Origin of the sequence: Haladaptatus halobius, from assembly GCF_020618475.1 — an archaeon.
GTDB classification, from domain to species: Archaea; Halobacteriota; Halobacteria; order Halobacteriales; family Haladaptataceae; genus Haladaptatus; species Haladaptatus halobius.
This window is the reverse complement of sequence record NZ_CP085336.1, coordinates 789,556-810,210: the sequence shown is the minus strand read 5'-3', so window position 1 is coordinate 810,210 and position 20,655 is coordinate 789,556. Positions and strand designations below refer to the sequence as shown.

Sequence of the window (20,655 nt, the reverse complement as noted above, 5' to 3'; positions counted from 1 at the left end):
CGAATCGCACCATAAGAGCGATAACCGTTCGGTGCCCACCATGCGTCTCAGAAAACTCTGAAAGGAAATCGTACCATGCACCGACACAACCAGCGAGTCGTCGCGGCGTTCGTCGTCTTCCTCGTCGTCGCCACCGTGCCCCTCGCGTTCGTGCTTCCCGCCAGCGCGAACGCGCCCGCCCGACACGCGACGCCGGCAGACGGCGCGGATACCGAACTCAGAACCATCGACGTCCCGGACGGTGCGGAAACGCAGTTCCACTACCCTGGGTCGCTGGTGGAGTCGCTGGAGTACGCCGAACTGGACGCGACGGCGAGTTCGACCATCGTCCGAAGCTACAGTCGGTACGACGGTTCGAACCCACTCGACAACGTGACGCGGTCGGCGGTACACGATGCCATCGTCGACGACCCCGGTCTCTCCCTGTCGGCGCTCAGCGACCGAACCGCGATTCCCCGCTCGACGGTTCGGTATCACGTCCGAATCCTCAAGGAAGAACGACTGGTCGAAACGGCGCGAGTTCGCGGGAAGCGTCGCGCCTACCCCGCCGATGACGACGACCCCGAACTAGCCGCGTCGCTGTCCGACGATTCGACGGCCACGCTGCTCGAAACCGTCGCCCGAGACGGCCCGGTCAGTGTCTCGGAACTCGCCGACGCGCTCAACCGGACACCGGGTACCGTCTCGTACCACTTGGAACGCCTCGCGGACGACGGACTCGTGGAGCGAGAGCGCGCGGGGAACGCCGTCGTCACGACGCTTCCCGACCGCGTGCGCGACGCTATCGACGCCGACTGAGCGGTTTCGAGGAACTGGTCATAATCTCCTTTTCCCGTCCGGAGTAACTAATGATCGGGGAGCGACGTCGGGGCTCGTTCCCCCGAGAACCGTGTCAACCGACCGGACGCGCGGCAACCGGACTCGTTCCCGTGTTCGCTCGCCGTGCGTCGAACGCGAACGCGGAACGACCGCCAAGACTTCGGCCCTCAGAGTGTTCACACCCGTCACGTCGATTTCCCGTCTAATTAGCCCCTAACTAACAGACGAAAATAGCCGCCTGAGAGACCAATCGACCGTCATCATGCATCGCCGACGCTTTCTCGCGGGTGCGCTCTGCGGGTCGACGGGGTTCCTTTCGGGTTGCAACGTCTTCGGCGAATCGAAACCGAAGGTGAATCTGGAGTACATCGTCGTCCGAAACCTGGACGACGAGCCACACACGGTCGACATCGAGGTCGTTCGCGAGGGCGAGACGATGGTCAGCGAGACGCTGTCCGTCGAACGAGTGGGAACCAGTGACGATTCGCTCGCGCTCGTCGTGGACGACGTCGACCTCGAACCCGCAGTGTACGAACTGCGAATGAAGTTCGTGGACGAGGAGGAGTGGGAAGATGCGCCGTTAGAACCCGTGGACAGGGGTGACTGCTTCGCCAGCGAGATTCGAATCACGGAGTCGGGCGGCCTTTCGGTCTGGAGAGCCGGTATCTCCGACTGTTAGTCGCTCGATTCCGGTCACAGCTCCGAGTCGGCTTCGCTCTCGAAGCGGCGCTTCGCTCGCTCCGAGAGCGCCCGATTCATGGCCTCGTACCCCCGACGAGCGTCGTCGGCCACGACGAAGGGGACGAGTAGTCCCGAGAGGCGCTCGCGGTTGACGAACCGAGTTCGGTCGTCGTCAAGTGGTTCGAGTTCGAACGTGTGTCGACCCTCGAACAGCCGCGACGAGAGAACCTGCCCAACCCACTGAAGTCGTCGCTCAGGAGTCATCGCGGCGACAGTGACGGGCATCGTCCGGCTCCGCGACCGCCCCGATCGAACTCGAATCTCAACGGTCGAACCCTCGCGGAGGTCGCCGCTCGCGTCCGTGATGTGCGGATTCCACTCCCGGTACGCCGGAAGGTCGGTGAGAACCCCCCAGACGGTTCGCGGCGGCGCGTCGACCTCCGTCTCGACCTGTATCTCTCGCGTCACGGTTCACGTTCGAGCCCGAAGTCGATGAAGGCGACGGCTCCCGGGATACCCCGAAACGATGCCGGCCCGCTACACCCGATGCAGTCGCCAGCGTTCGTAGAAGCAGTCCACGCCGGAATCGCTCTCCTCGAAGGTGACGGTTCGTCTCTCGCCGGAGGGCAAGAGCGCGTAGAACTCGCCGTCCTCGATGTCCCGCGTCGCGGGGATCAGTGTCACCCCCGAGCCCGAGTGCGGCCCCTCGAACGCGAGTCGGAGCACCTCGCCGTCGCGGGAGATGGTCGCCCGCTTGACGCCGCGGTAGGCTTCGTACTCGCCGGTCAGACCGTCGAGGCGCTTTCGGCGGCCGAAGAAGGGCGTTGGTTCTTCGGGATTCGCGCCGAGCAGGAGCGCCAGCACGCCCTCGCCGAGCGCCGAAAGTCCGTGATCCGGCGCGGTGTTCGCGGCGAGCGCGACTCCGTAATCGCCTCCAGCGAGGAAGCCGAGGTAGGACGAAGAGACGCCGAGCGAACCGCTGTGTCCGACGACGGTTCGGTCGCTGAGCTCCCGTCGCCGCCAACCGTAGCCGTACGGGCCGGCGTCAGTGTCGACGTGCCCCGCGTGCATCGCGTCGAGCGAGTCCCGCGAGACGGGGCTCGCGCCCTCGAACTCGCCGCGCATCTGGAATCGGAGGTAGTTCGTCAGTTCGCGCACCGAACTCAACAGCCCGCCCGGCGCGTGGCTGAGTTCCCTGACGGGGAGCGCCGTGGGTTCGGGCTTCCCCTCGTCCAGCACGTAGGGCGTCATCACGTTGTCGTCCGATTCGAACTCGTCGGCGTCGAACGTCGAGCGCGCCATCTCGAGCGGTTCGAGTATCTCGTCCGCGGCGTACTCGTCGAACGACCGCCCCGAACGCGCTTCGATTATTTCGCCGAGGAGCATGTAGCCGCTGTTCGAGTAGAAGAACCGCTCGCCGGGGTCGTCGGCGACCTCGTCCGCCGCGTTGCGGACGTGGTAGTGAAAGTCGCCGCGGTCGGCCATCGGTATCCCGACCTCCTCCAACCCCGCCCGGCGCGAGATGAGCGTCTCGCTGACGCCAAGCGAGGGCATCCCCGAGGAGTGGGTCAGCAGGTCGTGAATCGTCGCGCCGTTCGGGTCGACCGGAAGGTGGTCGGCGACGGGGTCGGTCACGCGGAGGTCGCCGGCCTCCTGCAACCGCATGATCGCCAGCGCGACGAACGACTTCGTGACGGATGCGACCCCGTACAGCGTGTCGGACGTCGCCGGTCGGTTCGACGCTAAATCGCGCGACCCGTACCCGTCGACGAAGACGACCTCGTCGTCGCGCACGACCGCGACGCTGACGCCCGGCACGCGATGGTCGGTCTGCCACTCGACGAGAAGCGACTCCAGCGCCCGCTCGTCCGTCTCCGAAAGCTTCGAACTGTCCATGGACGGGAAATTCGAACCGCCGGACGATAAATCCAACCCGGCGGATTTCACTTTCACTCCGCTCTGGTGAACTATTTGTTTTCCTCGTTCGAAGCGCGGGGCATGAGACTGATGCGACGACTCGGAGTGTCCTTGGAACGAGAGACTCCCTATGAGTGTAAGGGGTGCGGTGCCACGTTCGGAGTACAGTATCAAGTCTGTCCCGAGTGCGGCGGTTACACCATTGAACGGGACGACTGGGACTGACGAACCGCGAGTTCGTCACCCCGTTCCACGCCGTCCGCCACGCCCGCCCGAAACTCGAAGACGCGGTCTCCTTCCCCCTGCTCGAATCCCGTCCACACGTCCAGTCGGGCGACGCGCGTCACCACCCCTTCGGTCGTCCAGACGACGTCGAGCGACAGCGGTGTCAGCAGCGTCGAAGCGCGGCGTTCGTCCACCGACTCGAATTCGAACGACAGTGCGCACTCGTCGCGTCTAACCAGTCGAACGAGTCCTCTGACTCGCGCCCCGAGCGTGTCGACCCGTTCGACCCACGGGACGAGCGTTCGTTCGCTTTCGCCGCGTCGATGGACGACGCGCATCATCGTCCGTTCGATTCCCGAACACTCGTACGTTTCGGGTCGAACCCCACCAAAAGACGTGCTCTGCGTCTTATCATCTTGAAAATCGAGATAAGGTTTCTATAAACGTTCGGAAATAAAACGATGTGAAAGACAATATCAACCGCAGCTCTCTCGAACCAGAACTCGGTCGCCGCGAGTTCGCGCAGTCGATGACGGGTGCCGCCGCCGTGGCCGCCATCGGCCCTGCCAGCGCGGACGAACGCGCCGACGCGCGCGGACTCGACCCCGTCGCCGAGTCGTTCACGCCGACTGGTGCAGGTCGAAACCGGCACGCCGCTCGCGGGACTCCAACTCACGCGGGTTCGAAACTGGATACCGACGCAGAAAGCGACGCCGGACTACGGAATCTACGACGACTTCATCCGCTGGCAGGGATGGAACGCCTGTCGCGCGGTCGGATTCTTCGACGCGCGCTGGGAGGTGTCGCCGGAACTGGGCTACCTGCGGTCGACGTCGGTCACGCCTTTTCGAGCCGATAGTTTCGTCCGAGAAAGAGCGTGAATACGTGGGGGTGACCAGTCCGGCGAACACCGTGAAGATGCTTCCGCGCAACCCCTCGAACAGGAGCGGGACGTAGAGCTCGGGGAGGGCGATCGACAGCCAGAAACTGACGATCTGTATCGGTGCGGCGACGAACTGATGGTTCAGCACGGAGAGGATGTCGACCAGCGACATACCGATATACGGTAACATATATAAATAAATTGATGAATTAACCGGTACTAACCGGTTGTTAATCCGGTGTCGGACGCCCGGCGCCGAACCACTCGACCGTGCGTATGGTCGAAACGAGGCACCGTCACGGCGTTCCGTTCTCGCTCGTCCGACGACTGACGAAGCAAAATCACGTGACGGTGGCCCGTAAGACAACCCCCGCGGGTGGACAGATACCCCGTCATGCCATTTCCCGTCCGAGCGTATGACTTCCACCCATCTATCGTCTGACAGGGCTTTATGATTTTTCAGGTGCTACGTGAGACGTACACGAGTTGTGTCCCACGGAGGCCATTCCAATGAGTAAGTCAGAAAACAATACGTGGACGGGAATGTACCGGACGACCTACCACACGAAACACGACTGGACCGACGCCGAACCGCTCAGCACGACGGTGATGACGGCCGTCGCCGAAGCGATGGACGAAGACCCGGCCGATATCGGCCCGCTGTACGAGCGATTCGACCCCGACGCGCTCGACGGACTGTTCAGTCCGCGACCTGGCGGAATACCCCGAACGGGCGGTCACGTCGCGTTCACGTTCGAGGGGTACCACGTCTTCATCCAGAGCGATGGCCACATCGCGGTTCATCCGCCGGAAGAAGGAACATAACTTTTTGTCCCTCCCGTTCTCACGGGACGACAGACGCGATGATTCAGTTACCGATACGGCGGTGTTCGAACTGCGGCTACATCGGTCCCGTCGGGCGGTTCAAGACGGACGAGCAGGAACTGACGTGTCCCCGGTGCGGTAACGAACTCCCCGGGACGTTCGACCCTCGACTGGCATGACCGGGACGACGCTCGCCGCCGCGATGGAGGAGTACCTCGTCAGCATCGAAGGCGGGAACTACCGCGCCAACACCGAGTCTGCGCTTCGACGGTGGGCCGATTGGCTCACGCGGGAGCGCGGCGTCACGCACCTCGACGACGTGGAAGTCATTGACTGCCGTCGGTACGCTCGCTACCTCAAGCGACAGGTGCGCGAGGACGACCTGAAAGCGTCCACGGCGCACACCTACTACGCCTACGTGAGAGCGTTCCTCGGGTTCTGCGAGGCCGACGAACTCCTCTCGCAGAATCCGGCGGCCGTATCGCGCGCGCAGGCGGAACTGCCGGAGGACAACGCCGACACGGATCGCCAGTTCTGGTCGGAGCGCGACCGGAAGGCAATCCTCGCGTTCATGGACGAACGAGTCGAGCGGGCGCTCGACGGCGAGGGCGTCTCGCGCGAACGGGCGTATCGCGACCGCGCGCTCGTCCGCCTGCTCGCGCTCTCGGGCGTGCGCGGCGCGGAGGTGTTCCGCGACCCCGGCGACGAGAAGCGAACCGGCATCGCGTGGCGGGACGTGGACATCGAGAGCGGCGCGGTTCGCGTCTTCGGTAAGTCGCGGGAGTACGAGTACGCCCAACTGCCCCGCAAGGCCGCCGAAGCGTTGGAGCGCTACCGCAGAGTGTCGGAACCGCCGACACCACGATTTCCGGTGTTTCCGACCGACCACGCGCCCTCGAAGTATCGGGCCGCCCGCGAGCAGTTGCGCGAGGAGTACGACGAGAAGCGCGTGGAAGCGATCCTCGACGCGAACGACATCGACGACGTGGTGCGCGAACACGAGGTCGTCATCCCCGCCATCTCGACCCGCGGCGCGCGCAACCTGATGAAACGACTCTGCGAGGAGGCCGGACTGGGTATCGACGGCGAGTACCTGAAACCCCACGGCGCAAGGCGCGGATTGGGCCATCAGTTGTACAGCGAGGGTCACGCCGAACTCGCGCAGTCGGCGCTCCGCCACGCCTCCATCACGACCACTCACGAGAGCTACTCGAACATTCGGGCGAGCGAGACAGCGGAGCGAGTGGACGACGTGCTTGAGGACTGAGCACCTCGTCGGTCGTACTCCGGACGGGTACCGATTATGGGGGGACGCTAGTTACGCTGTCGGCGGACGGAACACGACCGAATGAATCGCGGCGGAGAAGCGTCCGAAGTATAGCATACGATAGCGTTGAGTAGGTAGAGCGACTAGAGAGAACGACTGCCAAAGGTGATAGTAGAATGACAACATTCACCGTCGAAACAGCGTGCGGAACCGAGAAATCGTTCGACAGTTTTCGTCGAGCTAAAGAGGGGAAAGAGACGCACGTCACCCTCTGCGATGAGTGCGACGCGGACGACGTCTCCATCGAACAACCGACGCGAACGGAGACCGAGGAGTCGCAATCGAAGCCCGACTCCGCCTCGCTAGTGACAGACGGCAGCAGCGGCCTCGAACCGAAAGCGATGTCGAACGAGATGCCGGACACGGTGCAGATGGATCCGCTCGACATCGTTCCCGACTACATGATCGACGAGGTGGACGGCCAACCGACGATCAACAAGCGGGGGTACGCGGTCATCGCCCGCCAGTTCGACATCATCGTCAACTCCGAGGCCATCACGACGGCCGGGGAGACCGACCACCAGTACGCGGAGTTCAAAGCGAGCGCGTGGAAGAAAGAGGACGGGCCCGAACAGGCGTACACGGGTCACGGCACGGCGCTCGCGTCCGAGAACAGAACCGGTATCGAGAACAACTTGAACGAGATGGCCGAGACCCGCGCCATGAAACGGGCGGTCGCGTGGGCCTCCGGTATCGGGATTCTCGCGTGGGAAGAGATGCGAAACCACCTCGACGAGTAGCGCCGAAACGTGGACGTTCGGGATGAGGGGTGTCGGCGACCTCCCGTCTCCGACCGCTCGAACCATCTGTTGTCAGAATTGTCAACTCATTATTCATCGGATAGGTGACCGATACCCTCCAAAACGATAGCCGCCCTCGTCCTCGCGTCTACCCTCGGGGTCGCCGTCAGCGGCGTCGTCGGTCTCGACGGATAGGCCGAGAACCCGAACGAGGACACCACCGCCGACCTGTACCAATTGCCAAATCCGGTCAACGCCACAGCCAAGTGACCGATTCTCTCGCCCGTGACACCCTCGCGGCGCGGATAGCTCGTCGATTCGAGGGACGGACCAACAAGCCCATCTTCCCGCGACTCCGAGACTCGGCAATGAGGTTGCGCCGGACGCTGACGCTCGCCCTACTCGCGCTCTCGCTATCGGCGGGCGTGGCGTCGGCCCACGGCGTGACGACGCGCTTCGACGCGCCAATTCCGCTCTCCTTGCTGTTCGGCGGCGCGGGAGCGACCGTCGCGCTCACGGCGCTCTTTCTCACCGCCACGGTCGACCGCGTACCGACCGAGATGCGCCGGACGGCGCTCGTCTCGCCCCCCACCGCGAGCGCGCTTCGACTCGCCGCACGAGTGCTCTTCCTCGCCGCCTTCGCGTTCGTCCTCGCGGCCGGCGCGCTCGGTTCTCCGAATCCGAGGGAGAACCCGGCGACCCTGTTCGCGTGGTCGGTTTGGCTGAAGGGCGTCGGCCTGCTGGCGGTGCTGTTCGGCAGTCCGTGGCGGACGCTCGCGCCGTGGCGAACGCTCCACGACGGACTCTCAGCACTGGAGGGCGAGGAACTCGCTCTCCTCGACTATCCTGAGTGGCTCGGCGACTGGCCCGCGCTCGTCGGATTCCTCGCCCTCGTCGGCGTCGCGGAGAACCTGACGGCGGTTCCCGACTCGCCGCGTTCGACCGCCGCGCTTCTCGCGGGCTACGCGCTCCTCATGCTCCTCGGGGGCGTCCTCTTCGGTCGGGCGTGGTTCCGCCGCGCTGACCCCCTCGCGGTGCTCTACCGCCTGTTCGGTCGGGTCGCTCCGATTCGAATCTCGGGCGACGAGGTCGACCTCCGCCCGCCGTGGCGCGGTTGCTTACCCCCGGTTCGCTCGCTGGCGCTCGCGGCGTTCGTGGTGACGAGCGTCTACACCGTCAGCTTCGACGGGTTCACCGAGACGCCGGAGTACCAGACGCTCCTGTTCTCCGCTCGGGACGCGACCGGACTCGGCCCCGTCGTCTCCGTCCCGCTCTATCTCGGGGGTTTTCTCGCCTTTCTCGCCGCCTTCGCACTCGTCGTGGTGCTCACCCGGCGCGTCGCTGGCGTGGGGGAGTCCCGCCGCGAGACCGCCCGCGCGCTCGCGCCGACCGTCGTTCCCATTGCGGTCGCCTACGAGGTGGCGCACAACTACCCCTTCGTACTCCAGCAGTCGGCGCGCCTGCTGGGGGTGCTCGGCGGGCCGGAACTCGACCCCCTTTGGTGGCTCTCGCTTCCGGCGTTCTGGGCGACGCAAGTCCTGCTCATCGTCGCGGGACACCTCGTCGCGGTCGTCGCAACCCACTACGTTGCGCTGGAACGCTCCGACCGCGTCGGCCGGGCGCAGCTCCCACTGACCGCGCTGATGATCGGCTACACCGTCCTCTCGCTGTGGATCATCTCGCGTCCGGTGGCGACCTGACGGACTTCGCCGGTCGTTCGACGCCGGTTTCGACGGGCGTACCAGAACCCCTTTTCTCGCGTGGTCGCTAGCGTTCGGGTGATGAGCGAATCGACGCGCGGAGTTCCCCGACGCGAGTTCATGAAAGCCGCCGTCGCCATCGGCGGGTCGGCGGCGCTGTCGGCGTGTCTCGACAGGGGCGGGATGCCCGACGTGCCGCAGGGCCCGTCCGACCCCTCGAAACTTCCGGAGCGCCAGCACGCGTGGAACCGGTTTCTCGCCACGGACGACCACGGGAACAACGTGGCCGCCCGCCATCAGGTGCTCCTCTTCCTGAACTACGCCGGGAACGGAACGCCGAGCGATTCGGAGCGAAAATCGGTCGAGAAGGCGTTTCGGAGCCTCGAACGCGCCTACCGCCGGAGTAACGACGGACTGCTGTTCTCGGTCGGCTACTCGCCGTCGTACTTCGGGCGGTTCGGCGCGGGCGACGTGCTCCCGAAACCGAAAGCCCTCGCGCCCTTCGAAGACCCGAAACTGGACGAACAGGACGCCGTCATCCACTTCGCCAGCGACCACGCGCAGCTCGTGCTGGCGGCGGAGGAGGCGATGTTCGGCGAGCGCGACGAACTGAACGGCGTGAGCGTGACCGGGCTGTCCGGCGCGTTCGAGAAGGCGAACCGTCGAACTGGATTCGTCGGCGACGGCCTGCCCGCGAACCATCAGGACGTGTCCGGGATTCCCGACTCGAAGCCCGTCCCCGAGGAGTCGCCGCTCTACATGGGGTTCAAATCGGGCTTCGAGAAGAATCAGGCGTCGGAAGACCGCGTGACGATAAGTGACGGCCCCTTCGCGGGCGGGACAACCCAACACGTCTCGCGGATTCGCCTGCACTTGGATCAGTGGTACGAACAGGACAGCCGCGACCAGCGCGTCGCCAAGATGTTCTGTCCGGTGCACGCCGAAGAAGACCGCGTCGAAGGCGCGGGCGACAACCTCGGCAATTCGAGCGAGATGGGCGACGAGTGCATCGAACACGTCGAGGAACACGCCCGGAATCGAGGGATGGTCGGCCACTCCCAGAAATCAGCCGCGGCGCGCGAAGACGATTCTCCGGTCATCCTCCGCCGGGATTTCGATTCGACCGATGGCGGCGAGGCCGGACTCCACTTCGTCGCTGTCCAGCGCGACATCGCCGACTTCGAGAAAACGCGCGAGGCCATGAACGGCACCGACCTCGCGGGCAACTCGTCGGTCGGCCAGCGGGTCAACAACGGAATCTTGCAGTACATGACCGTGGAACGCCGCGGGAACTTCCTGGTTCCGCCGCGCTCCCTGCGGTCGCTCCCGAGGCCGAACCCGTAGACTCGACGCTTTTCACGTAGCCACAACGATTATTGAAACTCGCCGCCCACTCCCGTCGGGGTGAGGGTAATGGAAGTAAATTCGCTACGAGACCTGTTCGTGTACGAACTGCAGGGCATGTACGACGTGGAGAACAAACTCGTCGACGCGCTGGACGATCTATCGGTCGAGACGACCAACGAGGACATCAGTCAGGCGTTCGCGGAACACCGAAGCGAAACCGAAACGCACGTCGAACGACTCGACGACGCGTTCCGCGCGCTCGGCGAGGAACCGGAACGACGAGACGACAAGGTCATCGACGGACTGGTGGAAGAACACGACCGATTCGAGGGCGTGGCGACGAACGACGACGTGCGCGACATGTTCGCGCTCGGTGCCGGAATGAAGTCCGAACGGGTGGAGATAACCAGCTACGAGGGGCTGCTCATGCTCGCAGATCAACTCGATTTCGGCAACGACGTCACTGACCCGTTGGAGTCGAACATGTCCGACGAGAAGCAGGCCCTGAGCGACCTGCAGGAACTCGCCGGTGGCTCGAAACTCAAATCGCTCGTGAGCAGAATCACCGGCTGATCGACCGTCCTTTTTGGGTACCTTCGCGGCGTCGGCTTCGAATCAGGGTTCGAGTCGTTTCGGGGGATGTCTGACCACGTCGACGCCCAGACTGTAGTAGTAGGCCGGTTCCGAGTCCGGTTCTTCGATGTTGTTGGCTTTCAACGCCTCGTTCGTTCCGACGGTCGCCTCCGCCTGCGAGAGCGACCAACGCGGATGTTCCACGTCGAGGTACCGCACCGACCCGTCACCTACCATCGCGTAGAGACGACGCCGTTCCGCGAGGAACTCCGCACTCGACCCCGGTCGCGGCCGGAACAGTTCTCTGCTCAGTTCGTATCGCGCCGAGAAGCGAAGCGGCGGCGCACCGCGGTGCGTGCGTTCGCTCGCGAACCGAACGCGGCCGTCGGACTTGTCCATCCGAATGCGCGCTGAAGTACGGCAGATCGAACGCCAGACGGGCGCCGAGGACGCTCGGCAGACCGTTGGCGTCGAGGTTGTAGAACAGGATGCCGGGTCGTTCGTGACCGGGCGCGGTGACGTACGTCCGGAGATTAAGTTCTGGGAGGTTGTAGCCCATCGATTTCGGTGCTCCTCGAGGACGGAGGCCGACGTTCCTGAATGCCACGACGGAGAGCCACGCTCGCCCGTCGTACGTATCGACCGAGAGCGCGTCGGGGAGGTAGCGGGCGACCACCTCCGGTTCGACCGACCGGTTGGCGAACAGGAGGTCGCGCCACCCCATCTCGAAGTCGATCATACGGTGCACGACGGCCTCCGCTGTAGGAATGGTTGTGCCCGATTCGAAACGCTCAGACCGGTTCCAGTCCGTTCTCCTCGCGGAGCACGTTGATGTACTTTCGGAAACCGCTCTCCAAATCGTAGCGCGGTTCGTAGCCCAACTCCTCCTGAATCGCGGTCATATCGAGTTTCTGTGTCCACGGTAGTTCGCCCTCGTCGGATACCTCCAGCTCGGCGTCGGGAACGAGCCTCTCGACCGTCTCGGCGGCCTCTCGAATCGTCGCCACGGTTCCGCGGACGTTGTAGACGCGCCGGTCTACGTCGCCGTCCGGTGCGAACGCGGCGAGGCTGAACGCCTGTGCGATGTCCTCGACGTGCTGCCAGTCGATGACCTGGTCGCCGTACTCCACGCTGAACGGTTCGCCGAGCGCGGGCTTTTCGATGATGTCCGCGAGGAACGCCGATCCGCCGGTTTCTCGGTAGGGACCGTAGGCGACGGTCGGGCGCAGGGCGACGTGCGAGAGGTCGTGGTCTTCGAAGTACACCTTTGCCTGATGCTCGTTGAACTCCTTGGTCGCGCCGTAGAGCGTGTCGGGATAGACGAGGTCGTCTTCGGTGACCCACCCATGGTCGTAGTTCGCGGGCGGGGCGAAGACGGCGGCGCTGGACGCCCACGCCACGCGCTCGACTTGGTCGTCGAGGGTGCGCGCCGCCTCGAAGACGTTGTTCGTTCCCTGCACGTTCACGTCGATGGCGAGGCGCGGGTTTTCGCGCGCCGTGGTCGTGAGCAGGGCCGCGAGGTGGACGATTCGCGTCGCACCCGTCTCGCGTACCGCTCGAAACACGTCCGTCGGGTCGGTGATGTCGCCGCGCCGAACCCCCACGTCGTCTGCGACCCCGAGTTTCTCCAAGATGCGCGTGTCGGTTGAGAGATCGTAGGCCACCACGTCGTGTCCCCGTTCCACGAGTTCCTTTGCCGTGTACGACCCGATGAAGCCTGTCCCGCCAGTGACGAGCACCGTCTCGCTCTGTGCCATGCGTTTGCAGTCTCGGGACGACGGGAAAAGGTTTTCTTCCGGTCGGCGGACTCCACCGAATCGGGAGCAGTCGTGCGATCACGTCTCGGTTCTCGCGCCGAAGGAGTTCGCTTCCACGTTCCCGACCGAAGGAAACTCACGGAGGGCGGGAATCAGATACCAGTACACCGCGACCAGACAGTAGCCGAACGCGGAGACGCCGATGACCGTTTCGCTTCCCACGACACCGTCGAGATATCCGCCGAGAAGCAGACCGAGGGGGCCGAGGACGGCGGTGAGGCTCCCGATGGTCGAACTCACCCGTGCCAGCAGACCGTTTGGAACGCCGGTTTGGAGCGTCGTGCTGACGAGAACGTTGTAGACCCCCACCGGCACCGCCGACGCCCCGTAGAGGGCGAGGACTGCGGGCGGCCAATCGAGCACGACCGACCCGGCTCGTCCGGCGGTTGCGACGAGAAAGCCGCTGATGGTCACCCGACTCAGACGAACAGACTCGAACCGCGACGCCGCGAGCGACCCGAGGAGGGTTCCGACGGTCGTCGCCGCGACGATGAGCCCGTACGCTCCTGCACCACTGAATTCATCCGCGAACGCCGGTAGCACCGCCGTCGCCATCCCGGTGAAGATGCCTGCGAGGCTCGCGGCGACGACCATGTGACCGACGGTGGAGCGTCGAACGACGCCGAAGCCTTCGCGGATGTCGTCGAGATACTCTCCCGCCGTCGAGGACGCACCGGTCTTCTCCGTCGGAGGGATACGGAGCAAGCCGAAAAAGAGTGCGCTGGCCGCGAACGTCACGCCGTTGACTACGAACAACGCGACTGCACCGACGAGGGCGATGAGTACGCCGGAGACGGCTTCCGCCGTCGCGCCGAGCGCCTGCTTCGTCGCCGAGTCGAGCGAGTTGGCCCGAGCGAGGAGGTCGTCGTCCACGAGCCGCGAGAGGGCGGCTTGCTCGGCCGGTGCCGTGGCGCGACGGAGCAGCGCGAGCACCGGAACGACCGCGAGTACGACGAACGCGTTCAACCGTCCGAAGTAGGCCGCGACCGGCACGGCGAGAACCACGATACCCTGTGCCGCCTCGACGAACACCAACAGCCGACCTAGCCGCGAGCGGTCGACGAGGGGGCCGAAAACGAATCCGAGAGCCTGCGGAACTCGCGCTGGAAACCCGGCTATCCCCGTGTAGAACGTCGAACCGATGAGTTCGTACACCAGCCACATCGCCGCAATGAAGTACAGTTTGTCGCCGACCCGGCTGACCATTCGGCCGAGGTACAACCGTCGAAAGTCGGAATTTCCGAAAAGGGTCGCAACTTTCCGACCGACGAGCCGATTTCGCCACCGGTTCGATTCGCTCGGTGTCTCCTTATCCGCCATGTTCCGTTGTCGTCTCGCTGCCGTTATCACCGTTCGGCGAATCACAGTTCTGTAATCGAGATGGCTTCTTTGCGGGAGATTGATGGTTTGGGAGGATGAACCGGCGACCATGGCCGAGCGAACGGAGGACGCGACGGACGCGCTCGAAGCGTTAGGAAACGAGATTCGGATGTCCATCCTCCGAGAACTCGCCGACGCCGACGGTTCGCTCTCGTTCACGGAACTCCGGAAACGGGTCGGACTCCGCGACACCGGCAAGTTCAACTATCACCTGACGAAGCTCTGCGAGTACTTCGTCCGCCAGACCGAGACGGGCTACGAGCTAGGCCACGCCGGAACGCGCGTTATCACGGCGGTAGAACCGACCGCGACGGTCGACGGGGATTAAGCGAATGAAGGGAATTCGTGTCCCGTCTGCGGCGACGAGAACTGCGAGAAGCTCTTTCACGTCCATCTGACGCCGCCGTGGGCCTAACGACGGCCAATCAGAACGGTCAGCCCGGCTTCGGTCTCAGTGCGGGACTTGCCGCGCTCGCTGGAATCATACTGCTCGCCCGGCGCGCGTAAGGACTCGCTCGGTGCGCGGATTTCCGCGAACGCATGATTCATCTTTCCGGTCGAACCAGTTCGAAGGGAGTCATCAGTGAACCGACCGTCATTCTCCGTCTTTAGCGTCTCGCGGGAGACCGCGCTCGTCGTCGGTCTCGTCGGCGGCGCGGAGTTCGTCAACCACACGTACCTCGTCCTCTTCCCGCCGATTCTCCAGATTCTCGCCACCGAATTCGACGTCTCCCTCGCCATGCTCGGCGTCGCCATGGGCGTCCAAGGGTTCACGAACGCCCTCTTCCAACTCCCCTTCGGCTACCTCTCCGACAACTACGACCGCCGCATCGCCCTCGGACTCTCGCTCGCGCTCAGCACGGGAAGCGTGTTTCTCGTTGCGTTCGCGCCTACCTTCGAAATCCTCCTCCTCGGGCAGGCGTTACTGGGTATCGGCATCGCCGGTCACCATCCGACCCACTTTCCCCTGCTCGCCGACGCCACACCCGAACACCTTCGCGCCAGAGCGTTCAGCGTCCGGGGATTCCTCGGTAGTCTCGGCTTCGCCGCTCCGCCCGTCTTCTTCGCGGCCACGCTCACGCTTCCCGGCATGACGTGGCGGTACGCCGCCGCGCTCATCGGTCTCTTCGGCGCCGTTTACGCGACGATCACGATGGCGGCGTTCCAGCGATACGTCGGTACGGACGTGACCGCTCCCGAACCGGAGCGAAAAGACCCCGACGAATCGGTTCCGCTCCGCGAGTCGGTCCGCCGCGAACTCCGGGCCATCGTCGCATCGCCGACCATCCTCGCGCTCGCCGTCCTCGCGCTGGTGGCCTCGACTGCGAGTTGGGGGCTCACGACCTACACAGTCGTCTTCCTTCGTGACGGCTACGGTCTCGCGCTCGACGCCGCGAACCTGACGCTCTCGGCGATGTTCGTGGTCGGCGCGGTGATGGTGCTCGTCGGCGGCGACCTCTCCGACCGCTTCTCACCGGGGCCGCTCATCGTCGGGAGCTACACCGCCGTCGTCCTGTTCGTGGGGCTGCTTGCTACACTGGCGATTCCAGTGGCGGTCGCGGTCGGTAGTCTTCTCCTCGTCGGCGGAATCCGGTCGCTCGCCGGTCCAGCTCGGTCGAAGCTCGCCGACCGTCTCTCGACGCGGGCGGATCTCGGTCGCAACTTCGCGCTCATCACGGTCGGCACGATGACCGGAAGCGCGCTCGCTCCGCCGTTGTTCGGCGCGCTTATCTCGCGGGCCGGGTTACAGACCGCGTTCACCCTCATCGCCGGAATCTCCGTCGCGGCGGTTCTGGTCACGCTGTTCGTGCTGTACCGGCGAGACGTGAGCGGTCTGGCGGCGGGCGCGGTGAAGACGGAGTGACTCACATAGCTGTCGGGAGTTCCTGAGACGCCTCGCCGACCGGCGAATCGGCGAACGGCGGTACTGCTGTCACAAATGAGTCCGGGCAAAACGGCGATCAGGCCGGCTTGTGAGCCCTCACGGAGAAGGTCAACGGGTAGTCTTCGTCGGGAATCTCCCAGTGTCCGTCCGCGCGCTTCCGCATTCGGCCTGGAAACTGCTCGAAGGACGCGAAGGAATGTTCGCGGAGTTCGTCGACCGCCAGTCCTGCGTCGACGAGCGCCGTGACGATTTCCCCGAGCGAGTGCGACCACTCGTGGGTGACGGTGTGTTCGACGTTCGCCTCAAAATCGGCGTAGCTTCCGTCCTCGTCGAAAGTCAGCGGTTCGTCAGAGAAGTACGGCCAGTCCGACCGAACTGCGTCGTCCTCGTCGACTCGTAGATCCATGAATACGTGGCTGATCGGATGGAGTTCGGCGAGTTCGTCCCAGTGAGAACGGTTCCTGTCGAGTCGCTCCTCGTCGGTCATACCGTCGGGCTAGGAGAGGGCATGGATAACTTCTGGCGAGCCAGTCTCCGCGTATCGACGCTCGTATATATCGCCTATTTCACGTGACGGCAAACGATTCGGTCGAGGCCAATTGCTCGTCTATTCGTGTAGTCCGCCGACTTCCGCGTAGAACGACGACTGCAACTGCTCGGCCATGTCCTCCTCGCGGTCGATTCGAACGTCGACGACGAGAGGATGGTCGCTCTCTTTCCCCTCGCGGAGCGCGATGCCGAGTTCGTCGGGCGTCGTGACTCGCACGCCCTCGGCTCCGAAGCCTTCCGCCACGCGGACGAAGTCGGTGTCGTGGAATTCGACGCCCGCGATGTCGCCGTCCGCTTCCTGCATTTGGCGCACCATGCCGAGGCTCGTGTCGTTTAGCACGACGAAGGTGGGCGCGACGCCGTACTCGACGGCGACCTCGACGCTGGTCATCGTCATGGCGAACCCGCCGTCGCCGGCGACGCCGATAACGTCCTTGTCGGTCGAAATGGCGGCACTGACGGCGGCGGGGGCGGACCAGCCCATGCCGCCGACCCCGCCGCTGCCGAAGTAGGTTCGGACGGCGGGCGTTCGGAGATAGTTCAACAGCCAGAATCGGTTGTTGCCGGAGTCCGCGGTGACGATGGTGTCCTCGTCCACCACCGCCTCTATCTCCTTGACCGCGCGCTGGGGTTTAATGGGCGCGGCGTCGCTCTCGCACTCCTCGGTGAAGAACGATTCGCGGGCAGTTTCCGTCCGATTGCGCGCCCAGTCGTTGTCGGCGCTTCCGGCGTCGACCAGCGCCCGAAGGCTCTCTTTCGCGTCGCCGATGAGTCCAACGTCGGCGGGGTAGACCCACCCCGCGTTCCGGGTGTCGATGTCGGCGTGAACAATGGTCTGTTCGTCCGGACGGATGAATGACGGTGCTTGCCAGTTCGTGTCCATCGGGTTCATCCGACAGCCGACGACGAGGAGGGTGTCCGCCTCGCTGACCACCCGATTCGCGCCTTCGTGCCCGAACGAGCCGATGACCCCCGCCGCGAGGTCGTGGGTTTCGGGAATCGTCGACTTGCCGAGGTAGGAGGTAACGACCACGGCGTCGTAGGCTTCGGCGACCTCTTGCAGTTCGTCGTAGGCCCCCGCCGAGTGAACCCCGTTTCCGGCGACGATGACGGGGCGCTCCGCCGATTCGAGGGCGTCTTTCGCCGCCGCCACGTCGCGGTCGGTCGGTCTCGCGTCCCAATTTCGAACCTGCTTGTCGCTGTCCCAGACCGGGGGCGTCGGGTCGTCCGGCACGTCGTCGGTTATCGCGTTCCCGTCGAGGATGACGGCGGTCGGTCCCGAACGCCCCGCCGTCGCGTGTTTGAACGCCAGTTGGACGCTCCGCAGGGTCTCGGTCGGCGTTCGCGGGAACCAGTGTTCTTTCGTCACGCCGTCGAGAATCTTCGGGAGCGAGAGGCCGCCGTAATCGCCCCGCGACTGCTGGTACGGCGCAAGCGTGGAGTAGTTGCCGCGCTCGCTCGCCTCCGTCAGGACGACCATCGGCGAGGACGCGAGCCGGGCCTCCATCTGTCCGATGGTTCCGAGACTCCCTATCCATGGACCCTGTCCGGCGAGCACGGCGGGTTTGCCGTGGAGTCGACCGTACATCTCCGCCATGACGCTCCCCTCGCGTTCGTCGCGCGGTCGGACAACGTCCACGCTCGACTCGGGGAGGTCGTCCAGTAGTTCGATGACGCGTCCGCCGGGATAGCCGAACACGTACTCGACACCCAGCGATTCGAGCGCGGAAACCAGCTCTTCGCTGGTGGTCGTCATACGTCCCCTCCGGTGTCGCCAACGCCTGTCATGCTAGCCGAAGCCACCCGCCGTGCTCTCTTTGATCTGTCGATTCCCTCGATTTCGACTTCGGCGGGCACCCCGATTCGATTCGGGCGACCTTTTATAATAGATACCGAACCAAGGATTCACCAGTGAATCGAAACGACCGAACCATCGTCGGACTCGCCATGCTCGCGCACGCGATGGTTCACACCTACGAACTCTCGTTCCCCATCTTCATCAGCGTGTGGCTATCGGAGTTCGATGCGTCGACGGCGACGCTCGGCGTCGTCGTCTCCGTCGGCTACGCGTTGTTCGGACTCGGAGCACTGCCCGGCGGCATCCTCTCCGACGCCTACGGCTCGCGCCGCCTCATCGTCGCCTGCCTGCTCGGTATGGGCGGGTCGTTTCTCGTCCTCAGCGTCGCGCCGACGCTTCCGGTCGTCGCGCTGGCGCTCCTGTTGTGGGGTGCCGCGGCGAGCGTCTACCACCCGTCTGGCCTCGCGCTCCTCAGCAAGGGCGTCAGCGAGCGCGGGAGCGCCTTCGCCTACCACGGTATGGCGGGGAACTTCGGCATCGCCTTCGGACCGCTAGCGACGACGCTGCTCCTCCTCGCGTTCGACTGGCGAACCGTCGTCGGCTTGCTCGCCGTCCCGGCGCTCGTCGCCGCGCTGCTCGCGTTCCGCACCGACATCGACGAAGCGGCGGCGGTCGAGGGTCCCGCGGACGCTCGCTCGGACGCCCGCGCGGACGGCGGTGTCTCCTCCCTCTCGGAGTTCTTCCGCGACTCGCGGACGCTCTTCGCGGGCTGGTTCGTCGCCGTCTTCGGCGTCGTCATGATGTCCGGTCTCTACTACCGCGGCGTGCTCACCTTCCTCCCGGATCTGCTCGGAGGACTGGAACTGTTCTCCTCGGTCGAAGTCGCGGGTGAGTCGCTGAAACCCGCCCGCTACCTCTACGCCGGACTTCTCACCGTCGGGATGGCCGGTCAGTACGTCGGCGGAAAGCTGACCGACAGGGTGGAGAACGCCCGCGCCATCGCCGTCGCCTTCGGAACGCTGGCGGTCATCGCGCTCGCGTTCATCCCCGCCGCGAACGCCGGACTCGCGCCGTTGCTCGTGGTCAGCTTTGTCCTCGGCTTTTGCCTGTTCGTGGTGCAACCGCTCTACCAGGCGACGGTCGCCGAGTACACGCCCGCCGGGGCGCGAGGCCTCTCCTACGGCTACACCTATCTCGGCGTGTTCGGCGTCGGCGCGCTCGGGGCGGCCATCGCGGGGTTCGTCCTCGATTACTTCTCACCGAGCGCGCTGTTCGCCGTCCTCGCGGGGTTCGCGGTCGTCGCGTCCCTGCTCGGCGCGCTGCTATCGATTCGAGGGGCGGACGCCGGCTGAGGTGAAGTGCTTACCGACCTCTTCCATCACCTTCGTCTCCGCGCGGGCGAGGTGTTCCCATGCCGTCGTGGAGGCGATTCCGACCTCGTCGGCGATGTCTTCGATGCTCGTCTCCTTTTTCGCCCGGTAGTAGCCGAGTTCGATGGCCGTCCCCAGCACCTCGCGCTGGCGGCGCGTGAGTTCGTGGAGGACGCGGGAGAACTCCAGTTGCTCCTGTTCGGTCAGTTCTCCGAGTTCGACGTTCCGGACGAGGTCGGCGTCGTTGCCCGCGCGTTCGAGCGAGGCGACGATCTCGTTCAAGTCGTCGGAATCGTCGAGGTACACCGTCCAGCGTTCCCATCCAGCCGTGATGGTCGTTCCGGTGCGGTAGTGGACGCCCATGTCGGTCAACCGCTGTGAGATGCTGTCCCACCGGTAGCTGTCGTAGGTGATGGCGACCAGCACGCGACCGACGTTGAGCGGTGTCAGCGGATCGACGTCCAGCACCGCGTCGGCGGCCGCGAAGTCGTCGAGGAACGCTTCGATGGACGATTCCGGGCCGGTTATCTCGATGATGCGCTTTCGCTCGGCGGCGCTACCAGTCATCGAGGAGACGGAACGGAGCGTTATCGAGGGGTGCTCTGCGCTGATGTCGCTCTCGGGTTCGCCGTGGTGGCGAACCAGGAGCGTCACTTCTCGCATGGCCGTGAGTGAGGCAACCAACGAAGTTGAAACTTCGCATCGAATATGTTGGATTTCTGAATATAACGAGACTTAATTATATGACAACGAAACATGACGGCTGTGGGATCCGAATATAGACGGTGGTGGAGCAAAGTGCACTTGTTACTGTGAACA

General features: G+C 64.6%; 23 protein-coding genes and 2 pseudogenes. 14 read left to right on the top strand and 11 right to left on the bottom strand.

What is annotated here, in order from left to right; genetic code table 11:
* Positions 1 to 75 precede the first annotated feature (75 nt).
* Positions 76 to 798, top strand: coding sequence for a winged helix-turn-helix transcriptional regulator (locus LIW51_RS20925; RefSeq protein WP_227376947.1), 723 nt, complete (start codon positions 76 to 78; stop codon positions 796 to 798).
* 283 nt (positions 799 to 1,081) lie between these two features.
* On the top strand, positions 1,082 to 1,498 hold the full coding sequence (locus tag LIW51_RS20920; protein ID WP_227376946.1) for a hypothetical protein: 417 nt from the start codon (positions 1,082 to 1,084) through the stop codon (positions 1,496 to 1,498).
* 14 nt (positions 1,499 to 1,512) lie between these two features.
* On the opposite strand, the gene LIW51_RS20915 is transcribed toward LIW51_RS20920, so the two are convergent.
* The 3 genes from LIW51_RS20915 to LIW51_RS20905 all read right to left on the bottom strand — a co-directional run bounded on the left by LIW51_RS20915 (position 1,513) and on the right by LIW51_RS20905 (position 3,983).
* A complete protein-coding gene (locus LIW51_RS20915; RefSeq protein WP_227376945.1) occupies positions 1,513 to 1,968 on the bottom strand; it encodes an SRPBCC domain-containing protein in 456 nt (151 codons plus the stop codon).
* A 69-nt stretch (positions 1,969 to 2,037) separates the two neighbouring features.
* Positions 2,038 to 3,396 (bottom strand): serine hydrolase domain-containing protein, encoded by a 1,359-nt coding sequence (locus LIW51_RS20910; RefSeq protein ID WP_227376944.1) that lies wholly within the window; start codon positions 3,394 to 3,396, stop codon positions 2,038 to 2,040.
* A gap of 215 nt (positions 3,397 to 3,611) precedes the next feature.
* Entirely contained in the window at positions 3,612 to 3,983 is a 372-nt protein-coding gene (locus LIW51_RS20905; RefSeq protein ID WP_227376943.1) for a DUF192 domain-containing protein, read from the bottom strand.
* Between the two features lie 122 nt (positions 3,984 to 4,105).
* Between LIW51_RS20905 and LIW51_RS20900 the strand changes: the two genes are divergently transcribed.
* The gene (locus tag LIW51_RS20900; protein ID WP_227376942.1) at positions 4,106 to 4,501 is read left to right on the top strand and encodes a hypothetical protein; all 396 of its coding nucleotides are present in this window, start codon (positions 4,106 to 4,108) and stop codon (positions 4,499 to 4,501) included.
* 46 nt (positions 4,502 to 4,547) lie between these two features.
* On the opposite strand, the pseudogene LIW51_RS40470 reads toward LIW51_RS20900, so the two are convergent.
* A pseudogene (locus LIW51_RS40470) lies at positions 4,548 to 4,697 on the bottom strand (DUF8028 family protein); the annotation flags it as partial.
* Between the two features lie 338 nt (positions 4,698 to 5,035).
* Here LIW51_RS40470 and ddfA point away from each other — a divergent pair.
* The 4 genes from ddfA (at position 5,036) to LIW51_RS20880 (ending at position 7,417) form a co-directional block, all read left to right on the top strand.
* Positions 5,036 to 5,350 carry a DdfA family disk-determining factor gene (gene ddfA, locus LIW51_RS20895; RefSeq protein ID WP_227376941.1) on the top strand — a complete coding sequence of 105 codons (315 nt, stop codon included), beginning with the start codon at positions 5,036 to 5,038 and terminating at the stop codon, positions 5,348 to 5,350.
* A gap of 38 nt (positions 5,351 to 5,388) precedes the next feature.
* Positions 5,389 to 5,529: a hypothetical protein gene (locus LIW51_RS20890; RefSeq protein ID WP_227376940.1), complete on the top strand. Its 141-nt coding sequence runs from the start codon at positions 5,389 to 5,391 to the stop codon at positions 5,527 to 5,529.
* Positions 5,526 to 6,617, top strand: a complete 1,092-nt coding sequence (locus LIW51_RS20885) for a tyrosine-type recombinase/integrase (protein WP_227376939.1) — start codon at positions 5,526 to 5,528, stop codon at positions 6,615 to 6,617. The genes LIW51_RS20890 and LIW51_RS20885 overlap by 4 nt, the downstream gene beginning before the upstream one ends.
* Positions 6,618 to 6,793: 176 nt before the next feature.
* On the top strand, positions 6,794 to 7,417 hold the full coding sequence (locus LIW51_RS20880) for a hypothetical protein (RefSeq protein WP_227376938.1): 624 nt from the start codon (positions 6,794 to 6,796) through the stop codon (positions 7,415 to 7,417).
* A 93-nt stretch (positions 7,418 to 7,510) separates the two neighbouring features.
* Here the strand turns inward: LIW51_RS20880 and LIW51_RS20875 are convergent, their stop codons facing one another.
* On the bottom strand, positions 7,511 to 7,654 hold the full coding sequence (locus tag LIW51_RS20875) for a hypothetical protein (RefSeq protein ID WP_227376937.1): 144 nt from the start codon (positions 7,652 to 7,654) through the stop codon (positions 7,511 to 7,513).
* A 29-nt stretch (positions 7,655 to 7,683) separates the two neighbouring features.
* On the opposite strand from LIW51_RS20875, the gene LIW51_RS20870 reads away from it, so the two are divergent.
* From LIW51_RS20870 to LIW51_RS20860, 3 genes are all read left to right on the top strand, one after another.
* A complete protein-coding gene (locus LIW51_RS20870; RefSeq protein ID WP_227376936.1) occupies positions 7,684 to 9,117 on the top strand; it encodes a hypothetical protein in 1,434 nt (477 codons plus the stop codon).
* Between the two features lie 81 nt (positions 9,118 to 9,198).
* Positions 9,199 to 10,461: a DUF7405 family protein gene (locus LIW51_RS20865; protein WP_227376935.1), complete on the top strand. Its 1,263-nt coding sequence runs from the start codon at positions 9,199 to 9,201 to the stop codon at positions 10,459 to 10,461.
* Between the two features lie 69 nt (positions 10,462 to 10,530).
* A complete protein-coding gene (locus LIW51_RS20860) occupies positions 10,531 to 11,037 on the top strand; it encodes a YciE/YciF ferroxidase family protein (RefSeq protein WP_227376934.1) in 507 nt (168 codons plus the stop codon).
* A gap of 42 nt (positions 11,038 to 11,079) precedes the next feature.
* Here the strand turns inward: LIW51_RS20860 and LIW51_RS20855 are convergent.
* The 3 genes and pseudogenes from LIW51_RS20855 to LIW51_RS20845 all read right to left on the bottom strand — a co-directional run bounded on the left by LIW51_RS20855 (position 11,080) and on the right by LIW51_RS20845 (position 14,174).
* A pseudogene (locus LIW51_RS20855) lies at positions 11,080 to 11,761 on the bottom strand (YqjF family protein).
* 67 nt (positions 11,762 to 11,828) lie between these two features.
* A complete protein-coding gene (locus LIW51_RS20850) occupies positions 11,829 to 12,794 on the bottom strand; it encodes an NAD-dependent epimerase/dehydratase family protein (RefSeq protein WP_227376933.1) in 966 nt (321 codons plus the stop codon).
* A 78-nt stretch (positions 12,795 to 12,872) separates the two neighbouring features.
* The gene (locus tag LIW51_RS20845) at positions 12,873 to 14,174 is read right to left on the bottom strand and encodes an MFS transporter (protein WP_227376932.1); all 1,302 of its coding nucleotides are present in this window, start codon (positions 14,172 to 14,174) and stop codon (positions 12,873 to 12,875) included.
* 82 nt (positions 14,175 to 14,256) lie between these two features.
* Here LIW51_RS20845 and LIW51_RS20840 point away from each other — a divergent pair, with 82 nt between their 5' ends.
* From LIW51_RS20840 to LIW51_RS20830, 3 genes are all read left to right on the top strand, one after another.
* Positions 14,257 to 14,562, top strand: a complete 306-nt coding sequence (locus tag LIW51_RS20840) for a winged helix-turn-helix domain-containing protein (RefSeq protein WP_227376931.1) — start codon at positions 14,257 to 14,259, stop codon at positions 14,560 to 14,562.
* Between the two features lie 77 nt (positions 14,563 to 14,639).
* Positions 14,640 to 14,741, top strand: coding sequence for a PGF-CTERM sorting domain-containing protein (locus tag LIW51_RS20835; RefSeq protein ID WP_227376930.1), 102 nt, complete (start codon positions 14,640 to 14,642; stop codon positions 14,739 to 14,741).
* A 76-nt stretch (positions 14,742 to 14,817) separates the two neighbouring features.
* Positions 14,818 to 16,098 carry an MFS transporter gene (locus LIW51_RS20830; RefSeq protein ID WP_227376929.1) on the top strand — a complete coding sequence of 427 codons (1,281 nt, stop codon included), beginning with the start codon at positions 14,818 to 14,820 and terminating at the stop codon, positions 16,096 to 16,098.
* Between the two features lie 97 nt (positions 16,099 to 16,195).
* On the opposite strand, the gene LIW51_RS20825 is transcribed toward LIW51_RS20830, so the two are convergent.
* Entirely contained in the window at positions 16,196 to 16,606 is a 411-nt protein-coding gene (locus LIW51_RS20825) for a hypothetical protein (protein ID WP_227376928.1), read from the bottom strand.
* A 120-nt stretch (positions 16,607 to 16,726) separates the two neighbouring features.
* Positions 16,727 to 18,424, bottom strand: coding sequence for a thiamine pyrophosphate-binding protein (locus LIW51_RS20820; RefSeq protein ID WP_227376927.1), 1,698 nt, complete (start codon positions 18,422 to 18,424; stop codon positions 16,727 to 16,729).
* Positions 18,425 to 18,579: 155 nt separating this feature from the next.
* Between LIW51_RS20820 and LIW51_RS20815 the strand changes: the two genes are divergently transcribed.
* Positions 18,580 to 19,818, top strand: a complete 1,239-nt coding sequence (locus tag LIW51_RS20815; RefSeq protein ID WP_227376926.1) for an MFS transporter — start codon at positions 18,580 to 18,582, stop codon at positions 19,816 to 19,818.
* Here the strand turns inward: LIW51_RS20815 and LIW51_RS20810 are convergent.
* A complete protein-coding gene (locus LIW51_RS20810; protein ID WP_227376925.1) occupies positions 19,789 to 20,499 on the bottom strand; it encodes a helix-turn-helix domain-containing protein in 711 nt (236 codons plus the stop codon). The genes LIW51_RS20815 and LIW51_RS20810 overlap by 30 nt on opposite strands.
* Positions 20,500 to 20,655 lie beyond the last annotated feature (156 nt).

Bases quoted from the DNA above. Each gene is read 5' to 3' on its own strand.
- LIW51_RS20865 (WP_227376935.1), top strand. From the start codon at position 9,199: ATGAGCGAATCGACGCGCGGAGTTCCCCGACGCGAGTTCATGAAAGCC.
- LIW51_RS20840 (WP_227376931.1), top strand. From the start codon at position 14,257: ATGGTTTGGGAGGATGAACCGGCGACCATGGCCGAGCGAACGGAGGAC.
- LIW51_RS20885 (WP_227376939.1), top strand. From the start codon at position 5,526: ATGACCGGGACGACGCTCGCCGCCGCGATGGAGGAGTACCTCGTCAGC.
- LIW51_RS20890 (WP_227376940.1), top strand. From the start codon at position 5,389: ATGATTCAGTTACCGATACGGCGGTGTTCGAACTGCGGCTACATCGGT.
- LIW51_RS20820 (WP_227376927.1), bottom strand. From the start codon at position 18,424: ATGACGACCACCAGCGAAGAGCTGGTTTCCGCGCTCGAATCGCTGGGT.
- LIW51_RS20910 (WP_227376944.1), bottom strand. From the start codon at position 3,396: ATGGACAGTTCGAAGCTTTCGGAGACGGACGAGCGGGCGCTGGAGTCG.
- LIW51_RS20925 (WP_227376947.1), top strand. From the start codon at position 76: ATGCACCGACACAACCAGCGAGTCGTCGCGGCGTTCGTCGTCTTCCTC.
- LIW51_RS20825 (WP_227376928.1), bottom strand. From the start codon at position 16,606: ATGACCGACGAGGAGCGACTCGACAGGAACCGTTCTCACTGGGACGAA.
- LIW51_RS20880 (WP_227376938.1), top strand. From the start codon at position 6,794: ATGACAACATTCACCGTCGAAACAGCGTGCGGAACCGAGAAATCGTTC.
- LIW51_RS20860 (WP_227376934.1), top strand. From the start codon at position 10,531: ATGGAAGTAAATTCGCTACGAGACCTGTTCGTGTACGAACTGCAGGGC.
- ddfA (WP_227376941.1), top strand. From the start codon at position 5,036: ATGAGTAAGTCAGAAAACAATACGTGGACGGGAATGTACCGGACGACC.
- LIW51_RS20905 (WP_227376943.1), bottom strand. From the start codon at position 3,983: ATGATGCGCGTCGTCCATCGACGCGGCGAAAGCGAACGAACGCTCGTC.
- LIW51_RS20810 (WP_227376925.1), bottom strand. From the start codon at position 20,499: ATGCGAGAAGTGACGCTCCTGGTTCGCCACCACGGCGAACCCGAGAGC.
- LIW51_RS20920 (WP_227376946.1), top strand. From the start codon at position 1,082: ATGCATCGCCGACGCTTTCTCGCGGGTGCGCTCTGCGGGTCGACGGGG.
- LIW51_RS20850 (WP_227376933.1), bottom strand. From the start codon at position 12,794: ATGGCACAGAGCGAGACGGTGCTCGTCACTGGCGGGACAGGCTTCATC.
- LIW51_RS20845 (WP_227376932.1), bottom strand. From the start codon at position 14,174: ATGGCGGATAAGGAGACACCGAGCGAATCGAACCGGTGGCGAAATCGG.